The sequence below is a fragment of the Rhizobium sp. CBN3 genome (assembly GCF_030518245.1).
Lineage (GTDB): Bacteria > Pseudomonadota > Alphaproteobacteria > Rhizobiales > Rhizobiaceae > Rhizobium > Rhizobium aethiopicum_A.
Window position 1 is genome coordinate 54,530 of the sequence record NZ_JAULSE010000020.1, and the last position, 25,675, is coordinate 80,204.

Below are 25,675 nucleotides of genomic sequence, written 5' to 3' on the forward strand. Positions count from 1 at the left end.
GATTCCTTCTGTCAGGCTGCCGCGTCATCAGAGGCCGAACAATGCCGCTCCGAGCGACGTCATGCCAGCCCCCTTTATCAGGGAAAATAGTGTAGCAAGCAAGAACGCCGCAAAACAGGCGAAAATCAGTCCGTCGACGCGGTCCATGACGCCGCCATGGCCCGGGATGAGACGGCTCGAATCCTTGACGCCGAATTTTCGCTTGATGAAGGATTCGAAAAGATCGCCCGACTGGCTGCAGACCGACAGGATGAGCGCCACGCCGGCGGCGACGACTTCGGTGCCCGGAAGGAGGAAATGGGCGAGAAGGACGCCGGCTGCGACCGCGGAAACGGCGCCGCCGATAGCGCCAGACCATGTCTTTCCCGGCGAGATCGACGGGGCAAGCTTCGGTCCGCGGAGCGCCCTGCCGACGAAATAGGCGAGGATATCGGTCGCCCAGACGACGGCAAATACGAAAAGCATGGCGTAAAGACCGGGCTGGTCGTTGCCTCTGATCGCGGCGAGCGCCAGGCCTGTGGCGCCGGCATAGAAGAGGCCGACCGGCAGCCAGCGACTCGTGCCGTGCAGGATGATCAGGGCTATGCCGACGGCGGTGACGCCGGCCAGCATGCCGGCGGCGAATTCGAAATTGCCGACAAGCACAAGGAAGGCGATCGCCGCTTCGCCGATCCAACCGACTACATTGGCGACCCAATCCCGCGCAATGCCGGTTATCTTAGACCATTCATAGTAGATCAGCAGACCGATCACCACCGCCAGGGTGCGAAAGGCAGGGCCGCCATACCAGGTGGCGACAAGAACGATGACCGCGAGAATCAATCCTGAAACGATGCGGAGCTTCAATTCCCTCTGCATCAGGTGCCGACCGCGGCTGCCTGCGATGACAGGCCACCGAAGCGCCGGTCGCGGGAGGCGAATTTTTCCAGCGCCGAGCGGAAAATCTCCGGGCTGAAATCGGGCCAATATTCCGGGATGAAGATGAATTCCGAATAGGCGGCCTGCCAAAGCAGGAAGTTGGAAAGCCGTTCCTCGCCGCTGGTGCGGATGATGAGATCCGGATCCGGGATGCCGGCCGTGTCGAGACGGGCGTTGATCAGCGCGGGAGTGATGTCCTGTGCCCGCAGGCGGCCGGACTCGACGTCCCTCGCGAGACTCACGACGGCGCGCGAGATTTCATCGCGCGAGCCGTAATTGAAGGCGATGACCAGCGTCAGCGCCGTGTTGTCCCTGGTGGTCTCCTCCGCCTCAAGCAGCAGGCCGAGAATGTCGCTGCGCAGGCTGTGGCGGTCGCCGATCACCTTGATGCGCACATTCTGGCGATGAAGCTCGGCAAGGTCACGCCGGATGAAAGCCTTGAGCAGACCGAGCAGATCGGAAACCTCGGCTTCGGGCCGGCGCCAGTTCTCCGAGGAAAAGGCGAAGAGGGTGAGATATTTTATACCGGCCGCGCCGGCGGCGCGTACTGTCTCGCGGACCGCCTCGACGCCCTTGCGATGGCCCATCGTGCGCGGCAAGCCGCGCTGCTTGGCCCAACGGCCATTGCCGTCCATGATGATGGCAACATGCTCTGGCACAGTCACAAATACAGATTCCGACATTTCCCGTCCGGTCTTTCCAGGCAAAGGCACAGGTCCACTAGACCTGCATGATTTCCTTTTCCTTCTCGCCAAGCAAGCGGTCGATTTCGGAAATCGTCTCGTCCGTCATCTTCTGTACGCGTTCGGATTGCGCACGGCTCTCGTCCTGGCCGATTACACCGTCCTTTTCGGCTTTCTTGAGGCCGTCCATGCCGTCACGGCGGACATGGCGAATCGCCACCTTGCTCTTCTCGGCATAGTCATGCGCCACCTTGACGAGCGACTTGCGGCGCTCCTCGTTCAATTCCGGCAGCGGAATGCGCAGGCTCTGGCCGTCGACGATCGGGTTGAGGCCGAGATTGGATTCGCGAATGCCGCGTTCGACGGCGCTGACCATCGACTTGTCCCAGACGGAAACCGTCAGCATGCGCGGCTCGGGCACGGTGATGTTGGCGACCTGGTTCAAGGGCACGCGCGAACCATAGGCCTCGATCGTGACCGGATCGAGGATGTTGGCCGAAGCACGGCCGGTGCGCAGCGATGCGATGTCGCTCTTGAATGCGGAGACCGCGCCGTCCATCCGGCGCTTCAGTTCCTTGATATCGATACCTTCACTCATGTCGATGCTCCCGTTTAGAGCGATGCCGAAAAGTCAGCGGTTTTCGGCACGTCTCATGCTCTAATTCTTTAATGTAGAACATGTTTCAGATTTCAGGCCAACCGGACCTAAAGCTCAATCATGTTCTAGCGAGGGCTGCGCCGAAACCGCGGCGCGGCTTGTATCAGTTGTCGGAGACGATGGTCTTGAGGCCACCGCCCGTCAAGATTTCAGCAAAACCACCCTTCTCGTGGATCGAGAAGACGATGATCGGAATGGAATTTTCTCTGGCAAGCGCCACGGCGGCAACGTCCATCACCGCAAGGCCCCTGTCCAGCACTTCCTGGTGCGTCAGGCGGTCGAAGCGGGTCGCATCGGGATATTTCTTCGGGTCGGCGGTATAGATGCCGTCGACCTGCGTGCCCTTGAAGATCGCTTGGGCGCCCATTTCGGCAGCACGCAGTGCGGCGGCGGAATCGGTGGTGAAGAAGGGATTGCCGGTGCCGCCGGCAAAGATCACCACGCGTCCCATCGACAGATGATAAAGGGTCGCTCGTTGCGAGAAGCTCTCGCAGATCTCCGGCATGGAGATGGCCGAAAGCACCACCGTATCGATGTTCAGCTTGCGCAGCGAGGTTGCGAGCGCGAGCGCGTTGATGATGGTGCCGAGCATGCCCATATGGTCGCCGGTCACCCGATCGCCGCCCTTGGATGCGACTGCAACACCGCGGAAGATATTGCCGCCACCGACGACGACGCCGACTTCCACGCCCATATGCCTTGCCTCGGCGATATCGGATGCAATGCGGTCCGCCACCGCGACATCGATCCCGAAACCCTGGCCACCCATGAGCGCTTCGCCGGAAGCCTTGAGCAGAACGCGTTTATAGACAGGCTCTAAAGACATCTTGGCTCCTCGTAAATTGCCGTGAATGCCCGATACACGAAGGGCACCGCGTTGTCACGCGATGCCCTTCTTGTTTTCAGAATTATGGCTGGAAGATCAACCCTTGACGGCAGCCGCGACTTCGGCTGCGAAATCGGTCTCTTCCTTCTCGACGCCTTCGCCGAGCAGAAGACGGGCCATGCCGGCAACTTCGATCGGCGCGCCGACGGCCTTTTCAGCTTCCTTGATGGCGGCAGCGACCGTCAGATCGGGATTGATGACGAAAGCCTGCGAGAGAAGGGCGACCTCCTCGAAGAACTTGCGCATGCGGCCTTCCACCATCTTTTCGATGATGTTGTCGGGCTTACCGGAAGCGCGCGACTGCTCGATGAAGACGTTGCGCTCGCGCTCGGCGACGGCGGCATCGACTTCCTCAGGGCGGATCGCCAACGGCGCGGTCGCCGCAATATGCATGGCGACCTGGCGGCCGATTGCGTTCAGGGCTTCCTTGTCACCGGTCGACTTCAGCGCGACGAGAACGCCGAGCTTGCCGAGGCCGTCGGAAACCGCATTGTGGATATAGGTGGCGACGACGCCGTCTTCGACGGAGAGAGCGATCGAACGGCGCAGGTTCATGTTCTCGCCGATCGTTGCGATCGCATCCTTGATCGTGTCGGAAACGGACTTGCCGGATGCCGGATAGGTCGCAGCACCGACGGCCTCGACAGTGCCGTTCGTCGAGACGGCGACCTTGGCGATGCCGCGGACGAGATCCTGGAAGGCATCGTTGCGGGCGACGAAGTCGGTTTCGGAGTTGACTTCGACGACGACGGCCTTCGTGCCTTCGCTCGAAACGCCGACGAGGCCTTCAGCGGCGGTACGGCCCGACTTCTTGTCGGCCTTGGCGATGCCCTTGGCGCGCAGCCAGTCGATCGCCGCTTCCATGTCGCCGCTGGTTTCAGCAAGAGCCTTCTTGCAGTCCATCATGCCTGCGCCGGTCTTTTCGCGCAGTTCCTTCACCATTGCAGCCGTAATCTCGCTCATTATCTTCCTCTTGTCGGTTCAAACGGTGGACCGCAAAGCGGCGCGGCACCGGATTGAGGCACGAAATGTACCTGTATGTATGACAGCGTGATGAAGACGCGCCATAACGAAACTTTACTGGCGGAGCGCCTGACGCCTCCGCCTTGAAACAGGTAAGGCCGCCGAACTTCGATGAGTCGCGAGCGGCCTTCCCAGTCTATGCAAGCTTCGACGGAGTTTTGTCTCCGCCCGCCTTCATCAGCCTTCGGCTGCTTCCTCGAGGGCCGGCTCGACCGGAACTTCGGAGGATGCGCCGAGATCACGGCCGGAAGAGCTCTGCTGGCGCGCAATGCCATCGATGGCGGCGCGGGAGATCAGCTCGCAGTACAGGGCGATTGCGCGCGATGCGTCGTCGTTGCCCGGGATCGGATAGTCGATCAGGTCCGGATCGCAGTTCGAATCGATGATAGCGACAACCGGGATGCCGAGGCGCTTGGCTTCGTCGATCGCGATCTTTTCCTTATTGGTGTCGATGATGAACATCAGGTCGGGCGTGCCGCCCATATCGCGGATACCGCCGAGAGCCTTGTCGAGCTTTTCACGCTCGCGCTCGAGGTTGAGGCGTTCCTTCTTGGTGAAGCCCTGGGCTTCGCCATTGAGGATTTCGTCGAGCTTGCGCAGGCGCTGGATCGAGTTGGAGATCGTCTTCCAGTTCGTCATCATGCCGCCGAGCCAGCGCGAGTTGACGTAGTACTGGGCCGAGCGCTTGGCGCTGTCGGCGATGATCTCGGACGCCTGGCGCTTGGTGCCGACGAAGAGAACGCGGCCGCCACGGGCAACGGTGTCGCTGACGACCTGAAGGGCGCGCGACAGCATCGGAACGGTCTGGGCCAGATCGATGATGTGAATGTTGTTGCGATCGCCGAAGATATACGGCTTCATCTTCGGGTTCCAGCGATGAGTCTGATGGCCGAAGTGGACGCCTGCTTCAAGCAGCTGACGCATAGAAAAATCAGGCAATGCCATGCCTTGTTACTCCTTTTCCGGTTGAACCTCCGCAAGGCGAACAGCACCCTCTTCGAGGATGCCACCGGCGGAACAGCCCGGATTTCTCCCGGACGATCCCATGCCTTACGTGTGGAATGCCGGTGCCCATACATTCGGTTCGGCATAAAAGCAAGGAAAACATTCCATTCGGCCTAAAAACAAGGATCATGCCGAACTTCCGGCCGACTGCCCTGCCCTGAAAATGCCGCCGCTCAGCTTGCCAGCGTCGGCAGCAGCGCCAGCATGACGCCGGCGTCGGGCATCGGCAGGACGGCGTCGATCTCGGCGGGCAGCAGGCTGGCGATTGCGCTGTCGGCGTTTCCGGTCGCGGTCCCCAGCGGACCGCGGAAGCCGTGCCGCGTCCAGGCGAGTTCCTGCAGCCGCGGGCTGATCAGCGCCTCGATCAGCCGATTGGCGTTTTCATCGACGACGATCAGCGGATGCGAGGAATAAACGGTCGGGCGCGGATAGAGCACGACCGGCTTCGCGCTTGCGCTCGTCTTGATACGGTCCCAGCGTTCGGGATCGGCGAGGATCCATTCGACCAGCTGATTCTCGTAGCCGACGAGCGGCTCGCCGCCGAGGCCGCCTGCCAGATACTGGTCGAAAAGCTTGCCTGACGACGGCGACTTGAAGCCCATATTGCGGAAGATCGCCTGGACCTTGCCGCCTGATGCGGCAAGATCAGCCGATGTCGCGACATTGCCGCTGAAGAGGCTCAGCACGAGGCCCGCAAACATGAAGCCGGAATTGGAGCGGTTGGGATCGGTCGAGACGATCCGGGCGCGGCCATAGAGCGAGTTGACGCCGAGCTTCGACCAGTCGGCGCCGGCCAGGATTGCGTCGAGCAGCGTCTTGAGATCGAGCTGATGGTGGCCGTCCTTCGTGACCGTCACCAACCCCGCCTTCGTCAGCCCATCGACCACCGGTTGCCAGGAATAGACGACGATCGGCGTGTTCAGCAGGACGCGGTCGCGGATACCGATCCCGTTCTGTCTGGCGATATCGACCATGATCGAGGAGGACGGCCAGAGGAATTGCGGATGCTGCGACAGCAGCGCCTGTTCGCGCACCACCTCGACGGAGCCCGCGACGCGGCTGTCCATCGTCAACCCGTATGCGCCGAGCGCCTTGATCACGTCGGGGTCGGCGAGAAAGGCCTCCTTTTCGCCGCCTACGAAGCCGAAGAACGTCGTGCGAGCGCCGAGCAGGCCCTGCAATTCCGGCCGGTCCCGGACGGCGAAATAACCGCCGGTGCCGACGATGCCTGCTCCCAGCAATCCCACTCCAAAGGCGCGACGAGAAAGGGCCATCAGCGTCCAATATCCTCTTTGAGCGATGCCTGGATGAGGCGCAGGTCGGACGCTGTCCTGGACGTTCTTGTCATCGAGATCGCCGGGCTCGATCACCGGCTTGTTGCCGAGCGCGCCCGACAGCATGGCGAGATAGGCGCTGGCGCCGGAATTGGATTGCGTCGCCGAAGTCATCAGGAATTTCAGCGATCCGCTCTGAACGGCAGCCAGAATGTCCTTCATGAACACCTCCTGAGAGCAGCGCTCGCATCGTTATCCTGTCGATCACGCCTCAGTCATCGCCTTCTTGAGCTCGATCGTCATCTGCTCCATCTGCTGTTCGGCGAGCGCCCGCTTCCGACGTCCCTCCTCCTGAACCCGAAGCACGCCTGAGATCGTATCGATCAGATCCCTGTTCGCCTTGGCGAGGGTGTCGATATCAACGATGCCGCGCTGCGACTGCTGCTCGATTGATATCGCCTGGTCCTTCATCATCTCGGATGCCTGGCGGATCATGTCGTTGGTGGCGTCCGTTACCGCCTTCTGCAGGTCGAGCGCCGATTTCTGCCGCGTCAGGCCAAGCAGGATCACCATCTTCTGCTTCCAGGCCGGCACCGTCAGCGCGGACGTCGCCTGCAGGTTCTCGATCAGCGTCTCGTCGCCTGCCTGAACGATGCGGATTTGCGGCAATTGCTGAATGCCGAGCTGACGCGCCTGCTGCAGGTAGAAGACCCGCTTTTCCAGCCTGTCAAGCGCCTGCAGGCTGTCCTGATAGGTCTGCGTCTCCAGCATGCCGCCGCCGGGGCCGGTCGTCGCCGCTTCGGCTTGCGCCTTCAGCTTCGGCAGGTCGACGCTGCGGAAACGTTGGGCGAAGGTTTTGCCGGCCTCAACATAAAAATCGAGCCGCGTGATCGATTGCCTGGTTTCCTCATGCAGGTCGTCGAGCAGCGCGATGTCGCGCCTCAGCGTGTCCTTGTGACGATCGAGCTCCAGGCCGATTCGGTCGATCTGGCCGGCGACGTCCTCGAACTCCTCCTTAAAGCGTTCAAGCCGCGCCTTTGCCGACAGGAACATGCGGCTGAGGGGGCCCTTGTCTTTCAGCGATGCCGGATCGAGGCTCTTCGACTTGAGGATGATGTCGGTGAGCAGCCGGCCGACCTCGCCGACATCCTTGTTGCGGACCTCGCGCAGGATCCTGTCGGCATAATCGCTGACAGCCTGCTGGGCGCGGTCGCCATAGACCGAAATGCCGGCTCGGTCGGTGATATCGATGCTATCGGAAATGCGGGCCGGATCGGCGGCGACAACCGGCAGGGCGGCATTCTGTACAGTCGCGAGATCGGTATCGGCCATAGTGAGGCTTTCCAGGCTTGCGGCGGGTAATGGTCTGGAGGCCTATTTCGCAACTGCAGGCCCCGTCGCAATGGACTGGCCGCTGGAATCGCACCGATCACAAGAGCAGGACGACAGAAGGCGACTCAATCATCGCCGGTCGCCGACACAATAATGAACTTTACGATACAGTTTTATGACAGCGGAAAAACCGCGGCCTACTTGCAGACCTCAGCCTTGTGATCCAGCAGCTCGAGCTTGGCGAGCTTGCCGGTCAGGACGAAATCGCCATAATCCATCGTCAGGTCGCGGGTGATGCCGTTCTCGTAGAGCTTGAACGACATGCGATAGACCGGCAGCGAATCCGATTTTGCATTCTCGTTGAAATAGGCGATGGTCACCGGCCAGAAGGCCGTCTTCGAGAAGGCGCCGGCATTGCCGGCATCGGCCTCCTCGGCAGCGGGCGTTTCCTGCTTGCCGACGATCGTCGTCGTCACCAGCGACTTGTCGCCGTCATCGGAACCGTCGAAAACGCGGGCTTCGAAGAAACGTTTTCCCTCCTTGGCGTTCTGGATCACATCGAGCATATGCTCTGTCGGAAAGCGGCTTTCGCCAAGCTGCAGCTCGCGGCTCGCCGGCTGCTTGAGATCGACTTTGACGCCATTGGCCTGATTCTCGGCCGCGCCATTGACCTCCTTGTCGAGCTGGTCGTCGGTGAAGGATTTGGTGTCAAAGGTAAACTTGCGGTCCTTCAGGTTCTCGAAGGTCTTTGTCTGCTGATCGCTGACGCGCACGCTGTCGCCAGTGTCGATCTGCGTCACGAAGCGGAAATTGGTGGTGAAACCCCGGCAATAGCTGCCGTCGAATTCATAGACCATGCGGCCGTACATGGAGGCGATGCCGGAGCGGTCCGACGCATCCTTCAATTCCAGATCGTAGACCGCGCGATGGGCGACAAGGCCGGTCGCGATCGCAGCACTTGCCGCAGGCGCAGCCGCCCATGCATGGGCGGAAAGGCCGGCGAGAAGCAGAGCGACTAGACTCGATCGGAACATTCATTAACTCCTGTTGGACTCGGCCGCGATGTTATAAGAACACTTTCGGCCAAATCGAGGCTCGAAACTGTCATATTAAAGATTCCAGTCTTGATGCATAATTTTTGAAGAATTGACAACAAAAGCGGAGACGAAAATGTCCGACGAAATTGCAGCGCGCCTGACTGAGATGGGGATAACCCTGCCCGAAGCCGCAGCACCTGCCGCAAACTACCTTCCCTATGTCATCAGCGGCAATCTTCTCTACATCTCCGGGCAGCTGCCGCTCGACGGCGGCAAAGTCGCCGCATCGGGCCATCTCGGCAAGACCGTCGACGTTGCGAGCGGCCAGCGCGCCGCCGAACTCTGCGCCATCAACATCCTGGCCCAGGCCAAGGCCGCGCTCGGCGGCGACCTCGGCCGCATCCGGCGCGTCATCAAGCTGAACGGTTTCGTCGCCTCGGCGCCCGATTTCATCGAGCAGCATCTCGTCATCAACGGTGCTTCGAACCTGATCGCCGGTGTGCTCGGCGAGGCCGGCAAACATGCGCGCGCCGCCGTCGGCATGGCCGCTCTGCCGCTGAACGCCGCCGTCGAGATCGACGCTATCATGGAAATCGCAGAATGACCAATGCGGACTGGATCAAGGACGTGCCGGTCGCCCATCGCGGCTATCACGACCTGAATAAGCTTGTCTGGGAGAATACGCTTTCGGCCTTCTCGCGCGCTGTCGAAGCCGGCTTTGCGATCGAATGCGACCTGCATTACGCCTCCGACGGCGTGCCGATCATCTTTCATGACGAGGATCTTCGGCGTCTGTGCAATCTGAACGGCGACATCCGCGAGCGCACCTCCCGGGAACTCGGGCTGATCGCCGTCGGCGGCACGGGCGACAAGGTGCCGACGCTCCGCCAGCTCCTCGACCTCGTCGAGGGCAAGGTTCCGCTGGTGCTGGAGTTGAAGGGCCGTGAGGCCGACGACGAAGGCTTTGCCGAATCCGTGCTCGAAGTGCTGGAAGGCTATGAGGGCAAGGTCGCACTGATGAGCTTCGACCATTGGCTGTTGCGCGATCTGAAGGCGCTTGGCTCGCCCTATCCGCTCGGGCTGACCGCCAATGGCAACACGCCGGAGGAGTTTGAGACCCATGCCAAGGCGATGGAGATCGGTCTCGATTTCATCTCCTATCATTATGACGACCTGCCGAATGCCTTCATCACGGGCGAACGCGACAAGGGCATTCCGGTTATCACCTGGACGGTGCGAGACGAAGAGGCGCGCCGGCGCACTTTCGCCAATGCAGACCAGATGACTTTCGAAGGCTTCGATCCGCGCGTGGCCGTTTGACGCTCGCTTTTTGGCCAAGATCATGCGCAGACTGAAACAGAGCCGAAACCCTCCTCCCACAGGCTTCGCATCCGCCGCATGACCGATGAACTGTCCATTCGCGTAGAACGCTCCTTCACCGCGATTTCCCCGGAGAGCTGGTCCAGGCTTTCCGGGGCGTCGAAGGGTGGCAACACGCTTGCCTATAACCCGTTCGTTTCGCATGCCTTTTTATCGTCGCTGGAAGAATCCGGCTCGGCCACCGCCGAAACCGGTTGGCTCGGCCACCATCTGTTGCTCGAAACCGATGGTGGCGAGCTGATCGGCGCCCTGCCCGGCTACCTCAAGAGCCACAGCCAGGGCGAATATGTCTTCGATCACGGCTGGGCCGACGCCTTCGAGCGGGCCGGCGGGCGTTATTATCCCAAGCTGCAGTGCTCGATCCCATTTACACCCGCGACCGGCCCGCGTCTTCTCGTCGCCGAGGGGCTGCAACGATTGCCGATCCAGAGCGCGATCGCCGAAAGCCTGAAGGAGGTCGTACGCCGGCTCGGTATTTCCTCGGCCCATATCACCTTCGTGCCGGACGAGGAGATCGGCGTCTTCGAGATGGATGGCTATCTGCACCGCACCGACCAGCAGTTTCATTTCATCAATGACGGCTATGCCAATCACGACGAGTTCCTCGGAACGCTCGCGTCGCGCAAGCGCAAGGCATTGCGCAAGGAGCGCCGCGCCGCGCTCGAAACCGGCATCAGCATCGACTGGCTGACCGGGCGCGATCTGACAGAGCGGATATGGGACCAGTTCTTCAAATTCTACATGGATACCGGCGGCCGCAAATGGGGCCGGCCCTACCTCACCCGCAAATTCTACTCGCTGATCGGCGAGCGCATGGCCGACGATATCCTGCTCGTCATGGCCAAGCGCGACGGGCGCTATATTGCCGGCGCGATCAATTTCATCGGCGGCGATACGCTCTACGGCCGTCACTGGGGCTGCATCGAGGACCACCCCTTCCTGCATTTCGAGGTCTGCTATCACCAGGGGATCGACTTCGCCCTGGCGAAGGGGTTGAAACGGGTCGAGGCCGGAGCGCAGGGCGAACATAAGCTCGCTCGCGGTTACCTGCCGGTGACGACGCATTCCGCCCATTATATCGCCCATGGCGGGCTGCGCCGCGCGATCGGCGATTATCTCGCGCGCGAGCGCGCCGATGTCGAACAGATGAGTGAACTGCTGAGCGAGCACAGCCCCTTCCGCAAGGGTGAGCGTCAGCAGGAGGATTGACGCCGCCCTGCCGAGCGCGCTACCCGATCAAATGGAACGTGAGGAGATTTCGCGATGACCAGCGCCTATGACGACAACAATATCTTCGCCAAGATCCTGCGCGGCGAAATTCCCTCGAACCGAATCTACGAGGACCAGCATACGGTGGCCTTCATGGATGTGATGCCGCAAGCGCCGGGCCACGTGCTCGTCGTTCCGAAGGCGCCTTCGCGCAATATTCTCGATGCCGATCCCGCCACCCTCGTCCATGCCATTACCGTCGTTCAAAAGGTCGCCCAGGCGGTCCAGGAAGTTTTCGACGCCGATGGCGTGTTCATCGCCCAGTTCAACGAACCGGCAGCCGGACAAACGGTGTTCCATCTGCATTTCCACATCATCCCCCGCCATGAGGGCGTGGCGCTCAAGCCGCATTCCGGCAGGATGGAGGACGGCGCCGTGCTTGCCGCCCATGCCGAAAAGATCCGGGCGGCCCTGGCATAACGCGAATTCCTGGCAACGACGGGAAACAAAAAAGGCCGCGGGTGACGCGGCCTTTTTTAATTCGGTGACGAGCTCTCACTTCTTGCGCGGAACCTTGGGAACCGTGCTTCCCTTCTTGGGAGCGTCGCGGACCTCGGGCTCGGCCTGCGGCACCGTCTTGGCGCGGGTCTTGCGGGCCGTCTTCGTCTTCAGCTCGCCATCATCCTCGTCGTCGGCTTCGGGATGCACGACCTCGGCTTCCGGCTTCGGCTTGATCGGCGCCGTATCCGGAATGGCTTCCAGCAGGATACCGGGCTTGCCGTCTTCCTTCGGGCCGACGGTGACGTTGACGACGCCGCCCTTCTTCAGCTTGCCGAAGAGGATTTCGTTGGCGAGCGGCTTCTTGATCGTGTCCTGGATCACGCGGGCCAGCGGGCGGGCGCCCATCTTCTCATCGTAACCCTTTTCTGCAAGCCAGGCGATCGCATCCTCGTGCAGGTCGAAGGTGACGTTCCTTTCGGAAAGCTGGGCCTCCAGCTGCATGATGAACTTCTGCACGACCTTGTGAATGACCGCCGTCGGCAGCGCCGCGAACGGAATGATCGCGTCGAGACGGTTGCGGAACTCCGGCGTGAAGAGACGGGTCAGCGCCTCCTCGTCCTCGCCGGTGCGCTTGGACGAGCCGAAGCCGATCGCGGCCTTGGCCATTTCGGAAGCGCCCGCATTCGTCGTCATGATCAGGATGACGTTGCGGAAGTCGATCTTCTTGCCGTTATGGTCGGTCAGGGTGCCGTGGTCCATAACCTGCAGAAGGATATTGTAGATATCCGGATGCGCCTTCTCGATTTCGTCGAGCAGGACCACGCAATGCGGATGCTGGTCAACGCCATCGGTCAGGAGACCACCCTGGTCGAAGCCGACATAGCCGGGAGGTGCGCCGAGCAGGCGCGAGACCGTGTGCCGCTCCATATATTCCGACATGTCAAAGCGCAGGAGCTCGACGCCGAGCGACGCAGCCAGCTGCTTTGCCACTTCGGTCTTGCCGACGCCGGTCGGGCCGGAGAAGACATAGGCGCCGATCGGCTTGTTCGGCTCGCGAAGGCCGGCACGCGCCAGCTTGATCGAGGTTGAAAGAGCTTCGATCGCGATGTCCTGTCCGTAGACCACCGAACGCAGTTCCTGCTCGAGATTGGCGAGCACCGCCTCGTCGTCCTTGGAGACGGTCTTCGGCGGAATGCGGGCCATCGTCGCGATCGTCGCCTCGATCTCCTTTTCGGTGATCAGCTTGCGGCGCTTCGACGGCGGCAGCAGCATCTGGGCCGCACCCGTTTCGTCGATCACGTCGATCGCCTTATCAGGCAGCTTGCGGTCGGAGATGTAGCGGGCCGACAGCTCGACGGCCGACTTGATGGCATCGTTCGAATAGCGCAGGTGGTGATACTCTTCGAAGTAGGGCTTCAGGCCCTTCATGATCTCGATCGCATCATTGATCGACGGCTCGCTGACGTCGATCTTCTGGAAACGACGCACCAGCGCCCGGTCCTTCTCGAAGAACTGGCGGTATTCCTTGTAGGTGGTCGAACCAATGCAACGGATCGCGCCCGACGACAGGGCCGGCTTCAACAGGTTCGATGCATCCATCGCGCCGCCCGAGGTGGCGCCGGCGCCGATCACCGTATGGATCTCGTCGATGAACAGCACGGCGCCCGGATATTCTTCCAGCTCCTTGACAACCTGCTTCAGGCGTTCCTCGAAGTCGCCACGGTAGCGTGTGCCGGCGAGCAGCGTACCCATGTCGAGCGAGAAGATCGTCGCATCGGCGAGCGCCTCGGGAACCTTGCCTTCGACGATGCGCTTGGCAAGGCCTTCGGCGATCGCCGTCTTGCCGACGCCGGGATCGCCGACATAGAGCGGATTGTTCTTCGAACGGCGGCACAGGATCTGAATGGTGCGGCTCACCTCGGCATGACGGCCGATCAGCGGGTCGATCTTACCGCCCTTGGCCTTCTCATTGAGATTGACGCAATAGGCTTTAAGCGCATCCTGCTGCTTCTTGGGGCCGCCCTCTTCCTCGCCGCCGCGCGCCGTCGGCTTGCTCTCGGCCTCTTCTTCGGCGCCGCGCGGAGTGCGGGTCTCCGACGCGCCCGGCCGCTTGCCGATGCCGTGGGAGATGTAGTTGACGGCATCGTAGCGGGTCATCTCCTGCTCCTGCAGGAAATAGGCGGCATGGCTTTCGCGCTCGGCGAAGATCGCAACGAGCACGTTGGCGCCTGTCACTTCCTCGCGGCCGGATGACTGCACATGGATGACGGCTCGCTGGATGACGCGCTGGAAGCCGGAGGTCGGCTTCGAATCCTCGTCATAGCCCGTGATCAGATTGGAAAGTTCGTTATCGACATATTCGACGAGCGTCTTGCGCAGCGCATCGAGATCGACATTGCAGGCGCCCATGACCGCGGCCGCATCGGCATCGTCGATCAGTGCGAGCAGCAGATGCTCGAGCGTCGCATATTCATGATGCCGCTCGTTGGCAAAGGTCAGTGCCTGATGGAGCGCCTTCTCTAAGCTAGGCGAAAATGTTGGCACGTTCAGATCCTCACTTCTTTTCCATGACGCATTGCAGCGGATGCTGGTGTTGCCGGGCGAAGTCCATCACCTGGCTGACCTTCGTTTCCGCTACCTCGTATGTGAATATTCCGCACTCGCCGACGCCGTGATTGTGGACATGGAGCATGATGCGGGTGGCACTTTCACGGTCCTTCTGAAAAAAACGCTCCAGAATATGAATGACGAATTCCATGGGCGTATAATCGTCATTCAAAAGCAGCACGCGATAGAGGTTGGGCTTCTTGGTCTTCGGCTTGGTGCGCGTGATGACCGAGGTTCCGCGATTTCCGTTGTCCCCGTTCCTTTCGCTGTCGTTCTGCATCCGGATCGGCTTTGCGATCATTGTCATTCATTCCTCGATCAATCCGGCGGAGCATGGGAGGGTGCTTTTTCCCGTCGAATATCTGAAACACTAACTTAGTTCATAATGGGCCGATTTTAAGCCCCCTGTCAGACACTGCAATCAAGAAATGCCGGCATGCACGGGAAAGACCTAAAAAGTCCCCGGACGGCCCGCATGCGGGCGCAGCAATGAAAGTGGAAACAAAAAAGACCGGCTACAGATGCGTAGCCGGCCTTAATTTTTCAATATGTAGCGCAGGTTGCGCTTTCGACGTTGCTTCAGGCAGCAGCGGGGGTCGCCGGCTGCGGCGATTTCGGCGACTTGACTACGCCAGCGGCAGCAGCAGCGATCGGCGCCTCATAGGGCTTGTACGCGGATTTGGCGAGATCGGCGTACATTTCGCCGAGCTTCGTCGTTTCGGAGACGAAGCTCTCATAGGCCGACTTGACGTAGCTGGTCTGCAGTTCGAAAGCGGCCTCGAAGCTCCTGACGCCCGCCAAAGTTTCGAAATGCGTTACGGCATCCTGAAAGGACTTCTTCGAATATTCAGCAGCTTCGGCGGCGATCGCCTGAAAGCCCCTGGTCGTGTCGGAATAGGTTCTCAGCGCCGTGTCGACGGCTTCCTTGCTCTTTTTGTTGGCTTCGTCAAAGTTGAACATGGCCGTCCTCCGTTGGGCTGTTGGATGGCGGCAGGGTAGCCGCAATGCACAAATAGTCAAGTAGTCTTGTGCGGCGCAAAACATCTCCAGGTTGTGTTACAGCAGCAAGACAAAGCGGGCGAGCCGGTGAACGTACCTCTTTAACTGTTTTTGCTAATATATGACACAATGCCACAACCAGGCGTTTTAAAAAAAATTTGATTCGGAAGCAAAAAAACAAAAAAGACCGGGCGGATGTCGCCGCCCGGTCCACTTCAAGCTCTCATGCACGATCAAAGATCGACGTCGAGGATCGCCATCGAAAAGTTGTAGGAGCGGTCGCCGTCTTCGTCATCGACATAGACGACGCCCAGAAATTCTTCGCCGAGATAGACTTCCGCAGAATCATTCTTACGCGGACGCGCCTTGACGACGATCTGCGGGTTGAGCGTACGTTTGAAGTAGGCGTCGAGCTTCTTGATTTCTTCTGGCTTCACTCTGTCATCTCCGTAAGCGGTCTTGATTGGCCGCTTCTTGCACAGGAAAAGCAGCGGTGTAAAGGCAAGGTTGCCACTTGGCGTGGCCTGTCCCCGTCCGGTGCCTGCCGACCTTCCCTCATCCCTTAGCGCTCAGATATCGGCGCCAATCACCTGGTCCATATTGCGCGACGGCTCTGAACAGCCGGCCTCGCCGACGACCTTGGCCGGAACGCCTGCTACCGTCTTCTTCGGCGGCACCGCTTTCAGCACCACGGAACCTGCGGCAACGCGCGAGCAGTAACCGATCTCGATATTGCCGAGGATCTTGGCGCCGGCGCCGATCATGACGCCGCTGCCGATCTTTGGGTGGCGGTCGGCGCCCTCTTTGCCGGTGCCGCCGAGCGTCACACCATGTAGGATCGAAACATTGTCGCCGATGACGGCCGTCTCGCCGACGACGAGGCCGGTGGCGTGATCGAGGAAGATTCCCTTGCCGATACGAGCCGCGGGATTGATGTCGGTCTGGAAGACGCTGGAGGAGCGGCTCTGCAGATAGAGCGCAAAATCGCGCCGGCCGCGGTTCAGCAGCCAGTGGGCCAGACGATGCGTCTGCAGCGCATGGAAACCCTTGAAATAGAGCACCGCCTCCATGAAGCGCAGACATGCCGGATCGCGGTCATAGATGGCCTGGATGTCGACGCGCAGGATGGAACTCCACTCCGGCCAGTCGATGAGCATTTCCTCGAAGGTCTGACGCAGCAGGTTCGCCTGCATGTCGGGATGGTCGAGACGTTCGCAGATGCGGTGGATGACGCATTCCTCAAGCGAATGGTAATTGATCACCGTCGAGTAGAGGAAGGCGGCAAGAACCGGATCTTTTTCGGCCGCGATCCGTGCTTCCTCGCGCAGGCTATCCCAGATGGGATCCATCACTTTCAGAGGATGGCCTGTCTCAAAAGCACGAATATCTGTCTTGGCGACCATCGCCGCTCTCCTCGTTGCCAGCCGGAATGCCGTTTTCGGAATACCGATATATAGAGGAAAACGGCAATAACATAAATGGGTGCCGTCGCCATGGTTTTTTAGCATGGTTTTTCGGCATCACGATGATGTCACCTCTCGGCGACCCTTGCGTAGAAGGCCAGCACCGCCAGCTTGAAAACCTTATCGCCGACGGCGAGCATATGATCGCGGCCGGGAATATCGAGCGCTTCGGCCTCGGGCATCAGGGCGGCCAGTTCCTGCGGCGAGCCGGCGATATCATCCTTGGTGCCGACGCCGATCAGTGTCGGCATGTCGAGCTTGCCCATATCGGAGCGAGCGACGAGGTCGCGCGAGCCGCGGATGCAGGCAGCAAGCGCAGTGCGGTCGCTCTTCGTCTGTTCGGCGAAGGCGCGGAACATGCGGCCGCGCTCATGCGTCACGACCTCCAGCGACGGAGCAAGCAGCGCATCGGCGATCGGGTCCCAGTCGCCGACCCCATCGGTCATGCCGATGCCGAGGCCGCCGAGCACCAGCGAGCGGACGCGATGCGGATTGGCGAGTGCCGCAAAAACGGAAATGCGCGCGCCCATCGAATAGCCCATGAGATTGGCCTCAGGGATGCCGAGATGATCGAGCAAGGCGATCGCATCGCCGGCCATGACCCAGGGGCGATAGGCTTCGGCATCGTGCGGCTTGTCGCTCGCGCCATGGCCGCGATTGTCGATGGCGATCACCCGATAGCCGGCATCTCCCAACGTCTTCAACCATCCCGGATGCACCCAGTTGACGTTCGCCGTCGAGGCAAAACCATGGATCAGCAGGACAGGCACGCCGGACGGGTCGCCCTCATCGAAAAAGGCGATCTCCAATCCGTCATGAGTGAAGCTTGAAAATGCAGGTGTATTAAGGTTCATCGGGCCTTCCTTTTGGCGCGACCATAGTCGAGCCGCCTCTCGGCGTGAAGCCAAAATAGTGGGTAAAAACTGTGCCCGGCGCGGCGCTTTGGCTCTACACATTTGCGGCGAAGGCTTATAAGGTCCGCGCACTTTCAAAGCATTCGGAGAGCGACATGGCCGGCCACAACATTCCCCACTTCCAGAACGACGGCGGTCATCGCGTCATCGAAGTCGGCGTCAAGGAATTCATGTGCACCGGCGCTTCGGTTCCTTTCGACCATCCGCATATCTTCATCGACATGGGCGACGACAACGAGAAGGTCTGTTCCTACTGCTCGACGCTTTACCGCTATAATCCTTCTCTCAAGCCGAGCCAGACCAATCCGGCCGGCTGCGTTTTCCACGTGAAGGCGGCGTAAACCGTCCAGAATCCGGATCGGACCTGATAATGCCGGTCGAACATGCCGCCATCATCGGCGCCGGCATTGCCGGGCTGGCCGCTGCGCTTGCGCTTTCGCGGCGGGGCATCAGTTCGGAGATTTTCGAGCAGGCGGATGAACTCGCCGAGGTCGGCGCCGGCTTGCAGGTTTCGCCGAACGCCTCCCGCATCCTGGCAGAACTCGGCATCCTCGAAGGGCTTTCCAAAGTCTGGCTCGAACCGGAGGCGATCCGGCTGATGTCAGGCAGTTCGCTGCGCCAGCTTGCGGCCGTGCCGGCGGGCAAATTCGCGCGGCAGCGCTGGGGGGCACCCTATGGCGTCCTGCACCGCTCCACATTGCAGAATGCGCTTCTTGCTGCGGTCGAAGCCGATCCGCTCTGCCGGCTTCATCTTGGCGTACGACTTGAATCGAACTCGCCGCCTGTCGAGCGGGCCGCCGATGTCGTCATCGGCGCGGACGGCGTCTGGTCGAAGCTCCGGCAATCCGTTCCCAGCAGCCCCTCGCCGCGTTTTTCCGGCAACATCGCCTACCGCTTCACCATTCCCGAAGAAGAGGCACCAAGCTTCCTCGACCGCACAAGCGTTTCGGCTTTCCTCGGCGGATCGGCGCATCTCGTCTGCTATCCGCTGAAGGAGACCGGCAGCATCAACATGGTGGCGATCACCGCCGGCAATGCCGCGCCGCAGGCCTGGAGAAACGAGCCGACGGCAGAGCAGCGCATGCGGCTCCGGGCGCAGCTTTCCGGTTGGAACAGCGCGATCGTGTCGCTGCTCGAAAAACAGCCGAAGCTGACGTTCTGGCCCCTCTTCGAAACCACGTCGGGCGCGTGGCAGGACGGCCGCGGGACGGTTCTGATCGGCGACGCCGCGCATGCGATGATGCCCTTTGCCGCCCAGGGAGCGGCCATGGCGATCGAAGACGCCTACGAACTTGCCGCGGCTCTTTCAAACCGTCCGGTGGCGGAAGCACTGGCGCTCTTTGAAAGGCATCGAGCGCCGCGCATTGCAAAGCTTCGCCAGCGCGGCGCCTTCAACAAATTTGCCTATCATGCGAAGGGGCCGATCCGGATCGGCCGTGATCTCGTGCTCGGCCTGAAGCCGCCACAGAGCCTGGCGGCCGATCTCGACTGGATTTACGGCTACCGGGCCCGGAGCACGCTGTAAGGCGCTGCAAGCGGCCGCAGCGCCCTAAAGCGCGTCGCGATCTTTCAGATTCGCTCCCTGCGCTTTAGGTGTTTTGTTTTACGCATGTCCTTGCCGCAAAACCGCTGCACACTTTGCGCGACATGCTTTAGCCGCAACTGCTCAGACGGCGCTTGCCGCCGCAAAACCCCGTTCGATATCGGCCTTGAGGTCGGCCACATCTTCTAGGCCGATCTGCAGGCGGATGACCGGCCCCTCCTTCGGCGCCTTGGCGACCTTGCGGTCGTTCAGATTGGCCTGTAGCGCGAGGCTTTCAAAGCCTCCCCAGGAATAGCCGAGACCGAAAATGCTGAGCGCGTCGAGGAAAGCATGCGCCTTTGTCTTGAATTTCTCGGGGCTCTCCGCGGCAAGCACGAAGGAAAAGATACCGCTTGCGCCCGTAAAATCGCGCTTCCAGATATTGTGAGAGGGGAAACTCGGCAGCGCCGGATGCAGCACCCGGGCGACATCCTCCCTGCCCTCCAGCCACTCGGCGATATCAAGCGCGCTTTGATAATGGCGCTCGAGGCGCAGGCCCATGCTGCGCAATCCGCGCAGGATCTGATAAGCATCGTCGGGCGCGCCACAGATGCCGAGCACGCCGTTCGCCTCCTTCAGCCGCTCCCAGTGCGCGGCATTGGCCGACACCGTTCCGAGCAGAATGTCGGAATGGCCGGATGGATATTTGGTCGCTGCATGGATGGAGATGTCGACGCCGTGATCGAGCGGCCTGAAATAGAGCGGCGTCGCCCAGGTATTGTCCATCATGACGACGGCGCCATGGCGATGGGCGACCGCCGCGATCGCCGGAATATCCTGCATTTCGAAGGTATTGGAGCCTGGAGCCTCGGTATGGACGAGCCTGGTGTTCGGCCGGAACAGCGCCTCGATGCCGGCGCCGATCGCCGGATCATAATATTCCACCTCGACACCGAGCCGCTTCAGCATCGTATCGCAGAAATGGCGGGTCGGGCCATAAACCGAATCGACGACGAGTGCGTGATCGCCGGCGGCTGCGAAGCCCAGGAACGGAATGGTGACGGCCGCCAGCCCCGAGGGAACGAGGATCGTGCCGGCCGAACCTTCGAGCGCATCGATCGCCTCGCAGAGCGCGTCCGTCGTCGGCGTACCGCGCGTTCCATAGGTGTATTTCTGCGAGCGCTTGTCCATCGTCGCCGCGTTCGGAAACAGCACCGTCGAGGCATGCACGACCGGCGGATTGACGAAGCCGTGATAGTCGAAGGGGTCGTTGCCGATATGGGTCAGGCGGGTATTGATGCCGGCGGTCTGCAGCAAGCTGTCTTTGTCTTTCATGTGGGAAATAGCCTTTGGCGAGGGGCGCAAAACCAGACTTTTGGACGCCTCGACCGGTCAGGTCAACCCCTCGAAGAGAGGACAGCAGTCGCTAGGTTTTTCCAAATTCGCGTTATTTTTCCGCAATTGGGCGCTCATTTCCTAGCCAACCGCCTTCGAATGTGGCGCAATCCGGCAAAAATCTGAATTTTGCCGCAATTATTGATGGCGACACTTGACCATGGTGACATTTGCGACTGTGATAGGGTACTCGCGCCGGGAGGGTGTCGAGACGATGGGGGTGGCAGAGTTTTTTCCGCCGGAACGCCCCACAAGAAATAATACAACGGAAAAGGTTGGGAAAAAAAAATGAAGAACAAGCTTCTGTCCGCCGCGATCGGCGCAGCAGTTTTCGCTCTTGGCACCTCGGCTGCTTCGGCCACCACACTCGGCGATGTAAAGGCAAAGGGTTTCATTCAGTGCGGCGTCAACACCGGTCTCGCCGGCTTCGCCGCGCCTGACGCTTCCGGCAATTGGGCGGGCTTCGACGTCGACTTCTGCAAGGCCGTCGCTTCTGCCGTGTTCGGCGACCCCACCAAGGTGAAGTTCACGCCGCTCAGCGCCGCCAATCGCTTCCCTGCCCTGCAGTCGGGTGAAATCGACGTCCTCGCCCGCAATACGACCTGGTCGATCAACCGCGATACGGCACTCGGCCTGAACTTCCGTTTCGTCAACTATTATGACGGCCAGGGCTTCATGGTCCGCAAGAGCCTCAACGTGAAGTCGGCATTGGAACTCTCCGGCGCGTCCGTGTGCGTCCAGTCGGGCACGACCACCGAGCTCAACCTCGCCGACTATTTCAAGGCGAACAACCTTCAGTACAATCCGGTCGTCTTCGAAAAGCTGGACGAGGTCAACGCCGCCTATGATGCCGGCCGTTGCGACGTCTACACCACCGACCAGTCCGGTCTCTATTCGCTGCGCCTGACGCTGAAGAACCCGGACGAACACGCGATTCTGCCGGAAATCATCTCCAAGGAACCGCTCGCCCCGGCCGTTCGTCAGGGTGACGACCAGTGGTTCGATATCGTCAGCTGGGTCGGCTATGCCATGATCAATGCTGAAGAGTTCGGCATCACCCAGGCCAATGTCGACGACATGAAAAACTCGCCGAACCCTGACATCAAGCGTTTCCTCGGCGTCGAGGCGGATACCAAGATCGGCACCGATCTCGGCCTGACCAACGACTGGGCTTACAATATCGTCAAGAACGTCGGCAATTACGGCGAAGTCTTCGAGCGCAACATCGGCCAGGGCAGCCCGCTCAAGATTGCGCGCGGCCTCAACGCCCTGTGGAACAAGGGTGGCATCCAGTACGCTCCGCCGGTTCGCTGAGCGGCATCACGCATGAAGTCGGAAAGGCGGGCGACCGCCTTTCCCCTCCAATAAAAAAGCTCCGAAAAGGAGCATAATGGGGAATTGGCCAAGCATGACGCATCAGGCTTTGGATTCAACACGTATATCCAGGAGCGGCTGGAGCTTTCAGTCCGCCCTCTACGACCCGACAATTCGGGGCATTTTCTTCCAGGTTCTCACCATCGTCCTGCTGGTCGTCTTCGTCTGGTGGGTTGCGCACAACACTGCCGTCAATCTGGCGCGCGCTAACATCGCGTCGGGCTTCGGTTTTCTGAACGGCCGTGCCGGCTTCGAGGTCGGTCAGTCGCTGATTGCCTATTCAAGCGATTCGACCTACGGCCGCGCGCTGCTGGTCGGCTTTTTGAACACGTTGCTGATCGCCATCACCGGCATCATCACCGCCACCATCATCGGCTTCATCATCGGCATCGGCCGCCTTTCACGGAACTGGTTGATTGCCAAACTGTGCACGGTTTATGTCGAAGTCTTCCGCAATATCCCGCCGCTGCTTGTCATCTTCTTCTGGTATTCGGGTGTTCTGGCGGTTCTGCCTAATGCGCGCGAGTCACTGCATCTGCCGCTCGGGGCGTATCTGAACAACCGTGGGCTTTCCTTCCCCAAACCGATTTTCGGCGAGACTTTCTGGCTCGTCGGCGTCGCCTTCGTCGTCGCGATCATCGCCGTTATCGTCACGGCCCGATGGGCGCATCGCCGGCAGGCAGCGACAGGCCAGCCGTTCCATACGATCTGGGCTTCGATCGGCCTGCTGATCGGCCTGCCACTTGTCGTCTTCCTGCTCGCAGGCGCGCCGCTTTCCTTCGATTATCCGATCGCGGGCAAATTCAACCTCACCGGCGGCTCCGTTGTGGGGCCCGAGTTCATGTCGCTCTTCCTGGCGCTTTCCTTCTACACCGCTGCCTTCATCGCCGAGATCGTGCGCGCAGGCATTCGCGGTGTGCCGAAGGGACAGACCGAAGCTGCAGGCGCACTTGGGCTTCATCCCTCGTCGGTCACCCGACTGGTCGTCATTCCGCAGGCTTTCCGCATCATCATTCCGCCGCTGAGCAGTCAGTATCTCAATCTGACCAAGAACTCGTCGCTGGCTATCGCCATCGGTTTTGCCGATCTCGTCGCCGTCGGCAGCACGACGCTGAACCAGACTGGTCAGGCTGTCGAGGTGATCCTCATCTGGATGGTCATTTACCTCAGCCTCAGTGTTGTAACTTCGCTGTTGATGAACTGGTTCAATGCCAAGATGGCACTGGTGGAGAGGTAAGATGAGCAACGCTTTCGTCAGAACCGCCATACTGGCGCCGGAGCCGCCGCCCTTTGCAGCGAAAGGCCCGGTCGCTTGGATTCGCCGCAACTTGATCGCGACGCCCAAGGACATCGTCCTTACCATCCTGGCCCTGGTCTTTGTCTTTTGGGCCCTCCTGCACGCGCTCGACTGGCTCTTCGTGCAGGCGGTTTGGAGCGGCCCAGACCGCACCTTCTGCGCCACTGCCGTACAGGGTGGCATCCAGCCGGATGGCTGGAGCGGTGCATGCTGGGCCTTCGTCAATGCGAAATTCGACCAGTTCATCTTTGGCCGTTATCCGCTCGACGAGCGCTGGCGCCCGACGCTGGTCGGCATTCTTTTCGTACTCCTGTTGGTGCCGATGCTCATCCCTTCGGCGCCGCGCAAGGGGGTCAACGCCCTCCTGCTCTTCGGCGCACTTCCGATCGTTTCCTTCTTTCTGCTTTACGGCGGATTTGGCCTGGAAATCGTCGAGACCCCACTCTGGGGCGGGCTGCTGGTGACGCTGGTGCTGTCTTTCGTCGGCATCGCCGTCTCCTTCCCGCTCGGCATCATCCTGGCGCTCGGAAGGCGCTCGCAGATGCCGGTCATCCGCACGTTCTGCGTCGTTTTCATCGAAGTCGTCCGCGGCGTACCGCTGATTACGGTCCTGTTCATGGCGAGCGTCATGCTGCCGCTTTTCCTGCCGGCCGGCTGGACGGTGGACAAGCTCTTGCGCGCGATCATCGGGGTATCGATCTTCGCCTCCGCCTATATGGCGGAAGTCATCCGCGGCGGCCTGCAGGCTATTCCCAAGGGCCAGTTCGAGGGGGCGGATTCGCTCGGGCTGGGCTACTGGCAGAAGATGCGGTTGGTGATCATGCCGCAGGCAATCAAACTGGTGATACCTGGTATCGTCAACACCTTCATCGGCATGTTCAAGGACACCTCGCTGGTGTCGATCATCAGCATGTTCGACCTTCTCGGCATCGTTCGCCTCAACTTCGTCGATCCGAACTGGGCAACCGCAGTAACGCCGCTGACGGGGCTGATCTTTGCCGGCTTCGCCTTCTGGCTTTTCTGCTTCGGCATGTCGCGCTATTCAGCATTCATCGAACGTCACCTCGACACCGGCCACAAACGATAAGAATGAGGGAAAATAATCATGGCTGAAGCTCCAGCTAAGAAGCTCACCGTTTCCGCAACGGAAGTGGCGATCGAAATCATCAACATGAACAAGTGGTACGGCGATTTCCACGTGCTGCGCGACATCAACCTGAAGGTCATGCGCGGCGAGCGCATCGTCATCGCCGGCCCGTCCGGCTCGGGCAAATCCACGATGATCCGTTGCATCAATCGGTTGGAAGAGCACCAGAAGGGCCAGATCATCGTCGACGGCACCGAGCTCACCAACGATCTGAAGAAGATCGACGAGGTGCGCCGCGAGGTCGGCATGGTGTTCCAGCACTTCAACCTCTTCCCGCACTTGACGATCCTCGAAAATTGCACGCTGGCGCCGATCTGGGTGCGCAAGATGCCGAAGAAGCAGGCGGAAGAAATCGCCATGCACTTCCTGAAGCGGGTCAAGATCCCCGAACAGGCCAATAAATATCCGGGCCAGCTTTCCGGCGGTCAGCAGCAGCGCGTGGCCATCGCCCGGTCGCTCTGCATGAACCCGAAGATCATGTTGTTCGACGAGCCGACTTCGGCACTCGATCCGGAAATGATCAAGGAAGTGCTCGACACTATGGTCGGCCTCGCGGAAGAAGGAATGACCATGCTCTGCGTCACCCACGAAATGGGTTTTGCCCGCCAGGTCGCGAACCGCGTCATCTTCATGGATCAGGGGCAGATCGTCGAGCAGAATTCGCCGGCCGAATTCTTCGACAATCCGCAGCACGAGCGCACCAAGCTGTTCCTCAGCCAGATCCTGCACTGACCCCGAACGCTGAACTTGTTGAAGACCCGCCGCACCTTTTGGGTTCGGCGGGTCTTTCATATTCAGCGGGCGGCGGTCGCCTGCAACAGATTGCAGATACCGGCAGGCAAGACCGGAATCGCCGCCGCCCGGCTTAAGGTGCGGGCCGATCTCCCCGATTGATTCATTGAGAGGCCGCCACGCTGGCGCGGTCTCGGCCATGCCTAGATGTGGAGCCTCAACAGGTTGTCCTGGGTAAGAGCGAGTCTGCTGATTGGTGGTTTTGAATTTAGGCTTCCGTGAGGCCTGTGCCAATTGTAGCGATGGAGCCATCGTGGCA

Annotated in this window: 26 protein-coding genes and 2 pseudogenes; 10 read left to right on the forward strand and 18 right to left on the reverse strand. The window is 60.5% G+C overall.

Translation table 11 applies throughout. The features are described from left to right. Positions 1-27: 27 nt before the first annotated feature. The 10 genes and pseudogenes from QWJ46_RS24485 to QWJ46_RS24530 all read right to left on the reverse strand — a co-directional run bounded on the left by QWJ46_RS24485 (position 28) and on the right by QWJ46_RS24530 (position 8,813). Positions 28-858: a phosphatidate cytidylyltransferase gene (locus tag QWJ46_RS24485; protein ID WP_302754297.1), complete on the reverse strand. Its 831-nt coding sequence runs from the start codon at positions 856-858 to the stop codon at positions 28-30. Next, entirely contained in the window at positions 858-1,601 is a 744-nt protein-coding gene (locus QWJ46_RS24490) for an isoprenyl transferase (protein ID WP_088394209.1), read from the reverse strand. The genes QWJ46_RS24485 and QWJ46_RS24490 overlap by 1 nt, the downstream gene beginning before the upstream one ends. Positions 1,602-1,638: 37 nt before the next feature. Next, entirely contained in the window at positions 1,639-2,199 is a 561-nt protein-coding gene (gene frr / locus QWJ46_RS24495) for a ribosome recycling factor (RefSeq protein WP_004678618.1), read from the reverse strand. Positions 2,200-2,362: 163 nt separating this feature from the next. Next, positions 2,363-3,085, reverse strand: a complete 723-nt coding sequence (pyrH, locus tag QWJ46_RS24500) for a UMP kinase (RefSeq protein WP_064691480.1) — start codon at positions 3,083-3,085, stop codon at positions 2,363-2,365. Between the two features lie 96 nt (positions 3,086-3,181). After that, positions 3,182-4,108, reverse strand: coding sequence for a translation elongation factor Ts (gene tsf / locus QWJ46_RS24505; RefSeq protein WP_302754298.1), 927 nt, complete (start codon positions 4,106-4,108; stop codon positions 3,182-3,184). 237 nt (positions 4,109-4,345) lie between these two features. Then, positions 4,346-5,113 (reverse strand): 30S ribosomal protein S2, encoded by a 768-nt coding sequence (gene rpsB / locus QWJ46_RS24510; RefSeq protein WP_003573382.1) that lies wholly within the window; start codon positions 5,111-5,113, stop codon positions 4,346-4,348. Positions 5,114-5,346: 233 nt separating this feature from the next. Then, positions 5,347-6,447 (reverse strand): substrate-binding domain-containing protein, encoded by a 1,101-nt coding sequence (locus QWJ46_RS24515; protein ID WP_302754364.1) that lies wholly within the window; start codon positions 6,445-6,447, stop codon positions 5,347-5,349. A gap of 45 nt (positions 6,448-6,492) precedes the next feature. Then, positions 6,493-6,681, reverse strand: a pseudogene (locus QWJ46_RS24520) (hypothetical protein); the annotation flags it as partial. Positions 6,682-6,711: 30 nt separating this feature from the next. Beyond that, positions 6,712-7,779, reverse strand: coding sequence for a toxic anion resistance protein (locus tag QWJ46_RS24525; protein WP_302754299.1), 1,068 nt, complete (start codon positions 7,777-7,779; stop codon positions 6,712-6,714). Between the two features lie 197 nt (positions 7,780-7,976). Continuing rightward, positions 7,977-8,813 carry a cell envelope integrity EipB family protein gene (locus QWJ46_RS24530; protein ID WP_302754300.1) on the reverse strand — a complete coding sequence of 279 codons (837 nt, stop codon included), beginning with the start codon at positions 8,811-8,813 and terminating at the stop codon, positions 7,977-7,979. 136 nt (positions 8,814-8,949) lie between these two features. Between QWJ46_RS24530 and QWJ46_RS24535 the strand changes: the two genes are divergently transcribed. The 4 genes from QWJ46_RS24535 to QWJ46_RS24550 all read left to right on the forward strand — a co-directional run bounded on the left by QWJ46_RS24535 (position 8,950) and on the right by QWJ46_RS24550 (position 11,885). Continuing rightward, complete coding sequence (locus QWJ46_RS24535) at positions 8,950-9,420, forward strand: RidA family protein (protein WP_302754301.1); 471 nt, start codon at positions 8,950-8,952, stop codon at positions 9,418-9,420. Further along, positions 9,417-10,136 carry a glycerophosphodiester phosphodiesterase gene (locus QWJ46_RS24540; RefSeq protein ID WP_302754302.1) on the forward strand — a complete coding sequence of 240 codons (720 nt, stop codon included), beginning with the start codon at positions 9,417-9,419 and terminating at the stop codon, positions 10,134-10,136. The genes QWJ46_RS24535 and QWJ46_RS24540 overlap by 4 nt, the downstream gene beginning before the upstream one ends. A gap of 78 nt (positions 10,137-10,214) precedes the next feature. Beyond that, a complete protein-coding gene (locus QWJ46_RS24545; RefSeq protein ID WP_302754303.1) occupies positions 10,215-11,405 on the forward strand; it encodes a GNAT family N-acetyltransferase in 1,191 nt (396 codons plus the stop codon). 54 nt (positions 11,406-11,459) lie between these two features. Then, positions 11,460-11,885, forward strand: a complete 426-nt coding sequence (locus QWJ46_RS24550; RefSeq protein WP_184456942.1) for an HIT family protein — start codon at positions 11,460-11,462, stop codon at positions 11,883-11,885. Positions 11,886-11,960: 75 nt separating this feature from the next. Here the strand turns inward: QWJ46_RS24550 and clpA are convergent, their stop codons facing one another. From clpA to QWJ46_RS24580, 6 genes are all read right to left on the reverse strand, one after another. Then, positions 11,961-14,450: an ATP-dependent Clp protease ATP-binding subunit ClpA gene (gene clpA / locus QWJ46_RS24555; protein ID WP_064802257.1), complete on the reverse strand. Its 2,490-nt coding sequence runs from the start codon at positions 14,448-14,450 to the stop codon at positions 11,961-11,963. Between the two features lie 10 nt (positions 14,451-14,460). Beyond that, positions 14,461-14,814, reverse strand: coding sequence for an ATP-dependent Clp protease adapter ClpS (clpS, locus tag QWJ46_RS24560; RefSeq protein WP_008526939.1), 354 nt, complete (start codon positions 14,812-14,814; stop codon positions 14,461-14,463). Positions 14,815-15,092: 278 nt separating this feature from the next. Beyond that, the gene (locus QWJ46_RS24565) at positions 15,093-15,473 is read right to left on the reverse strand and encodes a phasin family protein (RefSeq protein ID WP_184456944.1); all 381 of its coding nucleotides are present in this window, start codon (positions 15,471-15,473) and stop codon (positions 15,093-15,095) included. Between the two features lie 272 nt (positions 15,474-15,745). After that, on the reverse strand, positions 15,746-15,949 hold the full coding sequence (locus QWJ46_RS24570; protein ID WP_008526943.1) for a DUF3126 family protein: 204 nt from the start codon (positions 15,947-15,949) through the stop codon (positions 15,746-15,748). A gap of 132 nt (positions 15,950-16,081) precedes the next feature. Further along, positions 16,082-16,915 (reverse strand): serine O-acetyltransferase, encoded by an 834-nt coding sequence (gene cysE / locus QWJ46_RS24575; protein ID WP_184456946.1) that lies wholly within the window; start codon positions 16,913-16,915, stop codon positions 16,082-16,084. Between the two features lie 128 nt (positions 16,916-17,043). Continuing rightward, positions 17,044-17,829 carry an alpha/beta fold hydrolase gene (locus QWJ46_RS24580; protein WP_064802253.1) on the reverse strand — a complete coding sequence of 262 codons (786 nt, stop codon included), beginning with the start codon at positions 17,827-17,829 and terminating at the stop codon, positions 17,044-17,046. A gap of 155 nt (positions 17,830-17,984) precedes the next feature. Between QWJ46_RS24580 and QWJ46_RS24585 the strand changes: the two genes are divergently transcribed. After that, the gene (locus QWJ46_RS24585; protein WP_064802251.1) at positions 17,985-18,230 is read left to right on the forward strand and encodes a zinc-finger domain-containing protein; all 246 of its coding nucleotides are present in this window, start codon (positions 17,985-17,987) and stop codon (positions 18,228-18,230) included. Positions 18,231-18,259: 29 nt separating this feature from the next. Beyond that, complete coding sequence (locus QWJ46_RS24590; protein WP_302754304.1) at positions 18,260-19,414, forward strand: FAD-dependent monooxygenase; 1,155 nt, start codon at positions 18,260-18,262, stop codon at positions 19,412-19,414. A gap of 141 nt (positions 19,415-19,555) precedes the next feature. Here QWJ46_RS24590 and QWJ46_RS24595 read toward each other — a convergent pair whose 3' ends face one another. Next, positions 19,556-20,746: a cystathionine beta-lyase gene (locus tag QWJ46_RS24595; protein ID WP_184456952.1), complete on the reverse strand. Its 1,191-nt coding sequence runs from the start codon at positions 20,744-20,746 to the stop codon at positions 19,556-19,558. A gap of 348 nt (positions 20,747-21,094) precedes the next feature. Here QWJ46_RS24595 and QWJ46_RS24600 point away from each other — a divergent pair, with 348 nt between their 5' ends. The 4 genes from QWJ46_RS24600 (at position 21,095) to QWJ46_RS24615 (ending at position 25,356) form a co-directional block, all read left to right on the forward strand. Beyond that, positions 21,095-22,120 carry an amino acid ABC transporter substrate-binding protein gene (locus tag QWJ46_RS24600; protein WP_184456954.1) on the forward strand — a complete coding sequence of 342 codons (1,026 nt, stop codon included), beginning with the start codon at positions 21,095-21,097 and terminating at the stop codon, positions 22,118-22,120. Between the two features lie 94 nt (positions 22,121-22,214). Next, positions 22,215-23,417, forward strand: coding sequence for an amino acid ABC transporter permease (locus QWJ46_RS24605; RefSeq protein ID WP_302754305.1), 1,203 nt, complete (start codon positions 22,215-22,217; stop codon positions 23,415-23,417). A 1-nt stretch (position 23,418) separates the two neighbouring features. After that, positions 23,419-24,564, forward strand: coding sequence for an amino acid ABC transporter permease (locus QWJ46_RS24610; RefSeq protein WP_302754306.1), 1,146 nt, complete (start codon positions 23,419-23,421; stop codon positions 24,562-24,564). Positions 24,565-24,582: 18 nt separating this feature from the next. Continuing rightward, the gene (locus QWJ46_RS24615; RefSeq protein ID WP_038688615.1) at positions 24,583-25,356 is read left to right on the forward strand and encodes an amino acid ABC transporter ATP-binding protein; all 774 of its coding nucleotides are present in this window, start codon (positions 24,583-24,585) and stop codon (positions 25,354-25,356) included. Between the two features lie 203 nt (positions 25,357-25,559). On the opposite strand, the pseudogene QWJ46_RS24620 reads toward QWJ46_RS24615, so the two are convergent. Further along, positions 25,560-25,675: pseudogene (locus QWJ46_RS24620) on the reverse strand (IS481 family transposase); the annotation flags it as partial.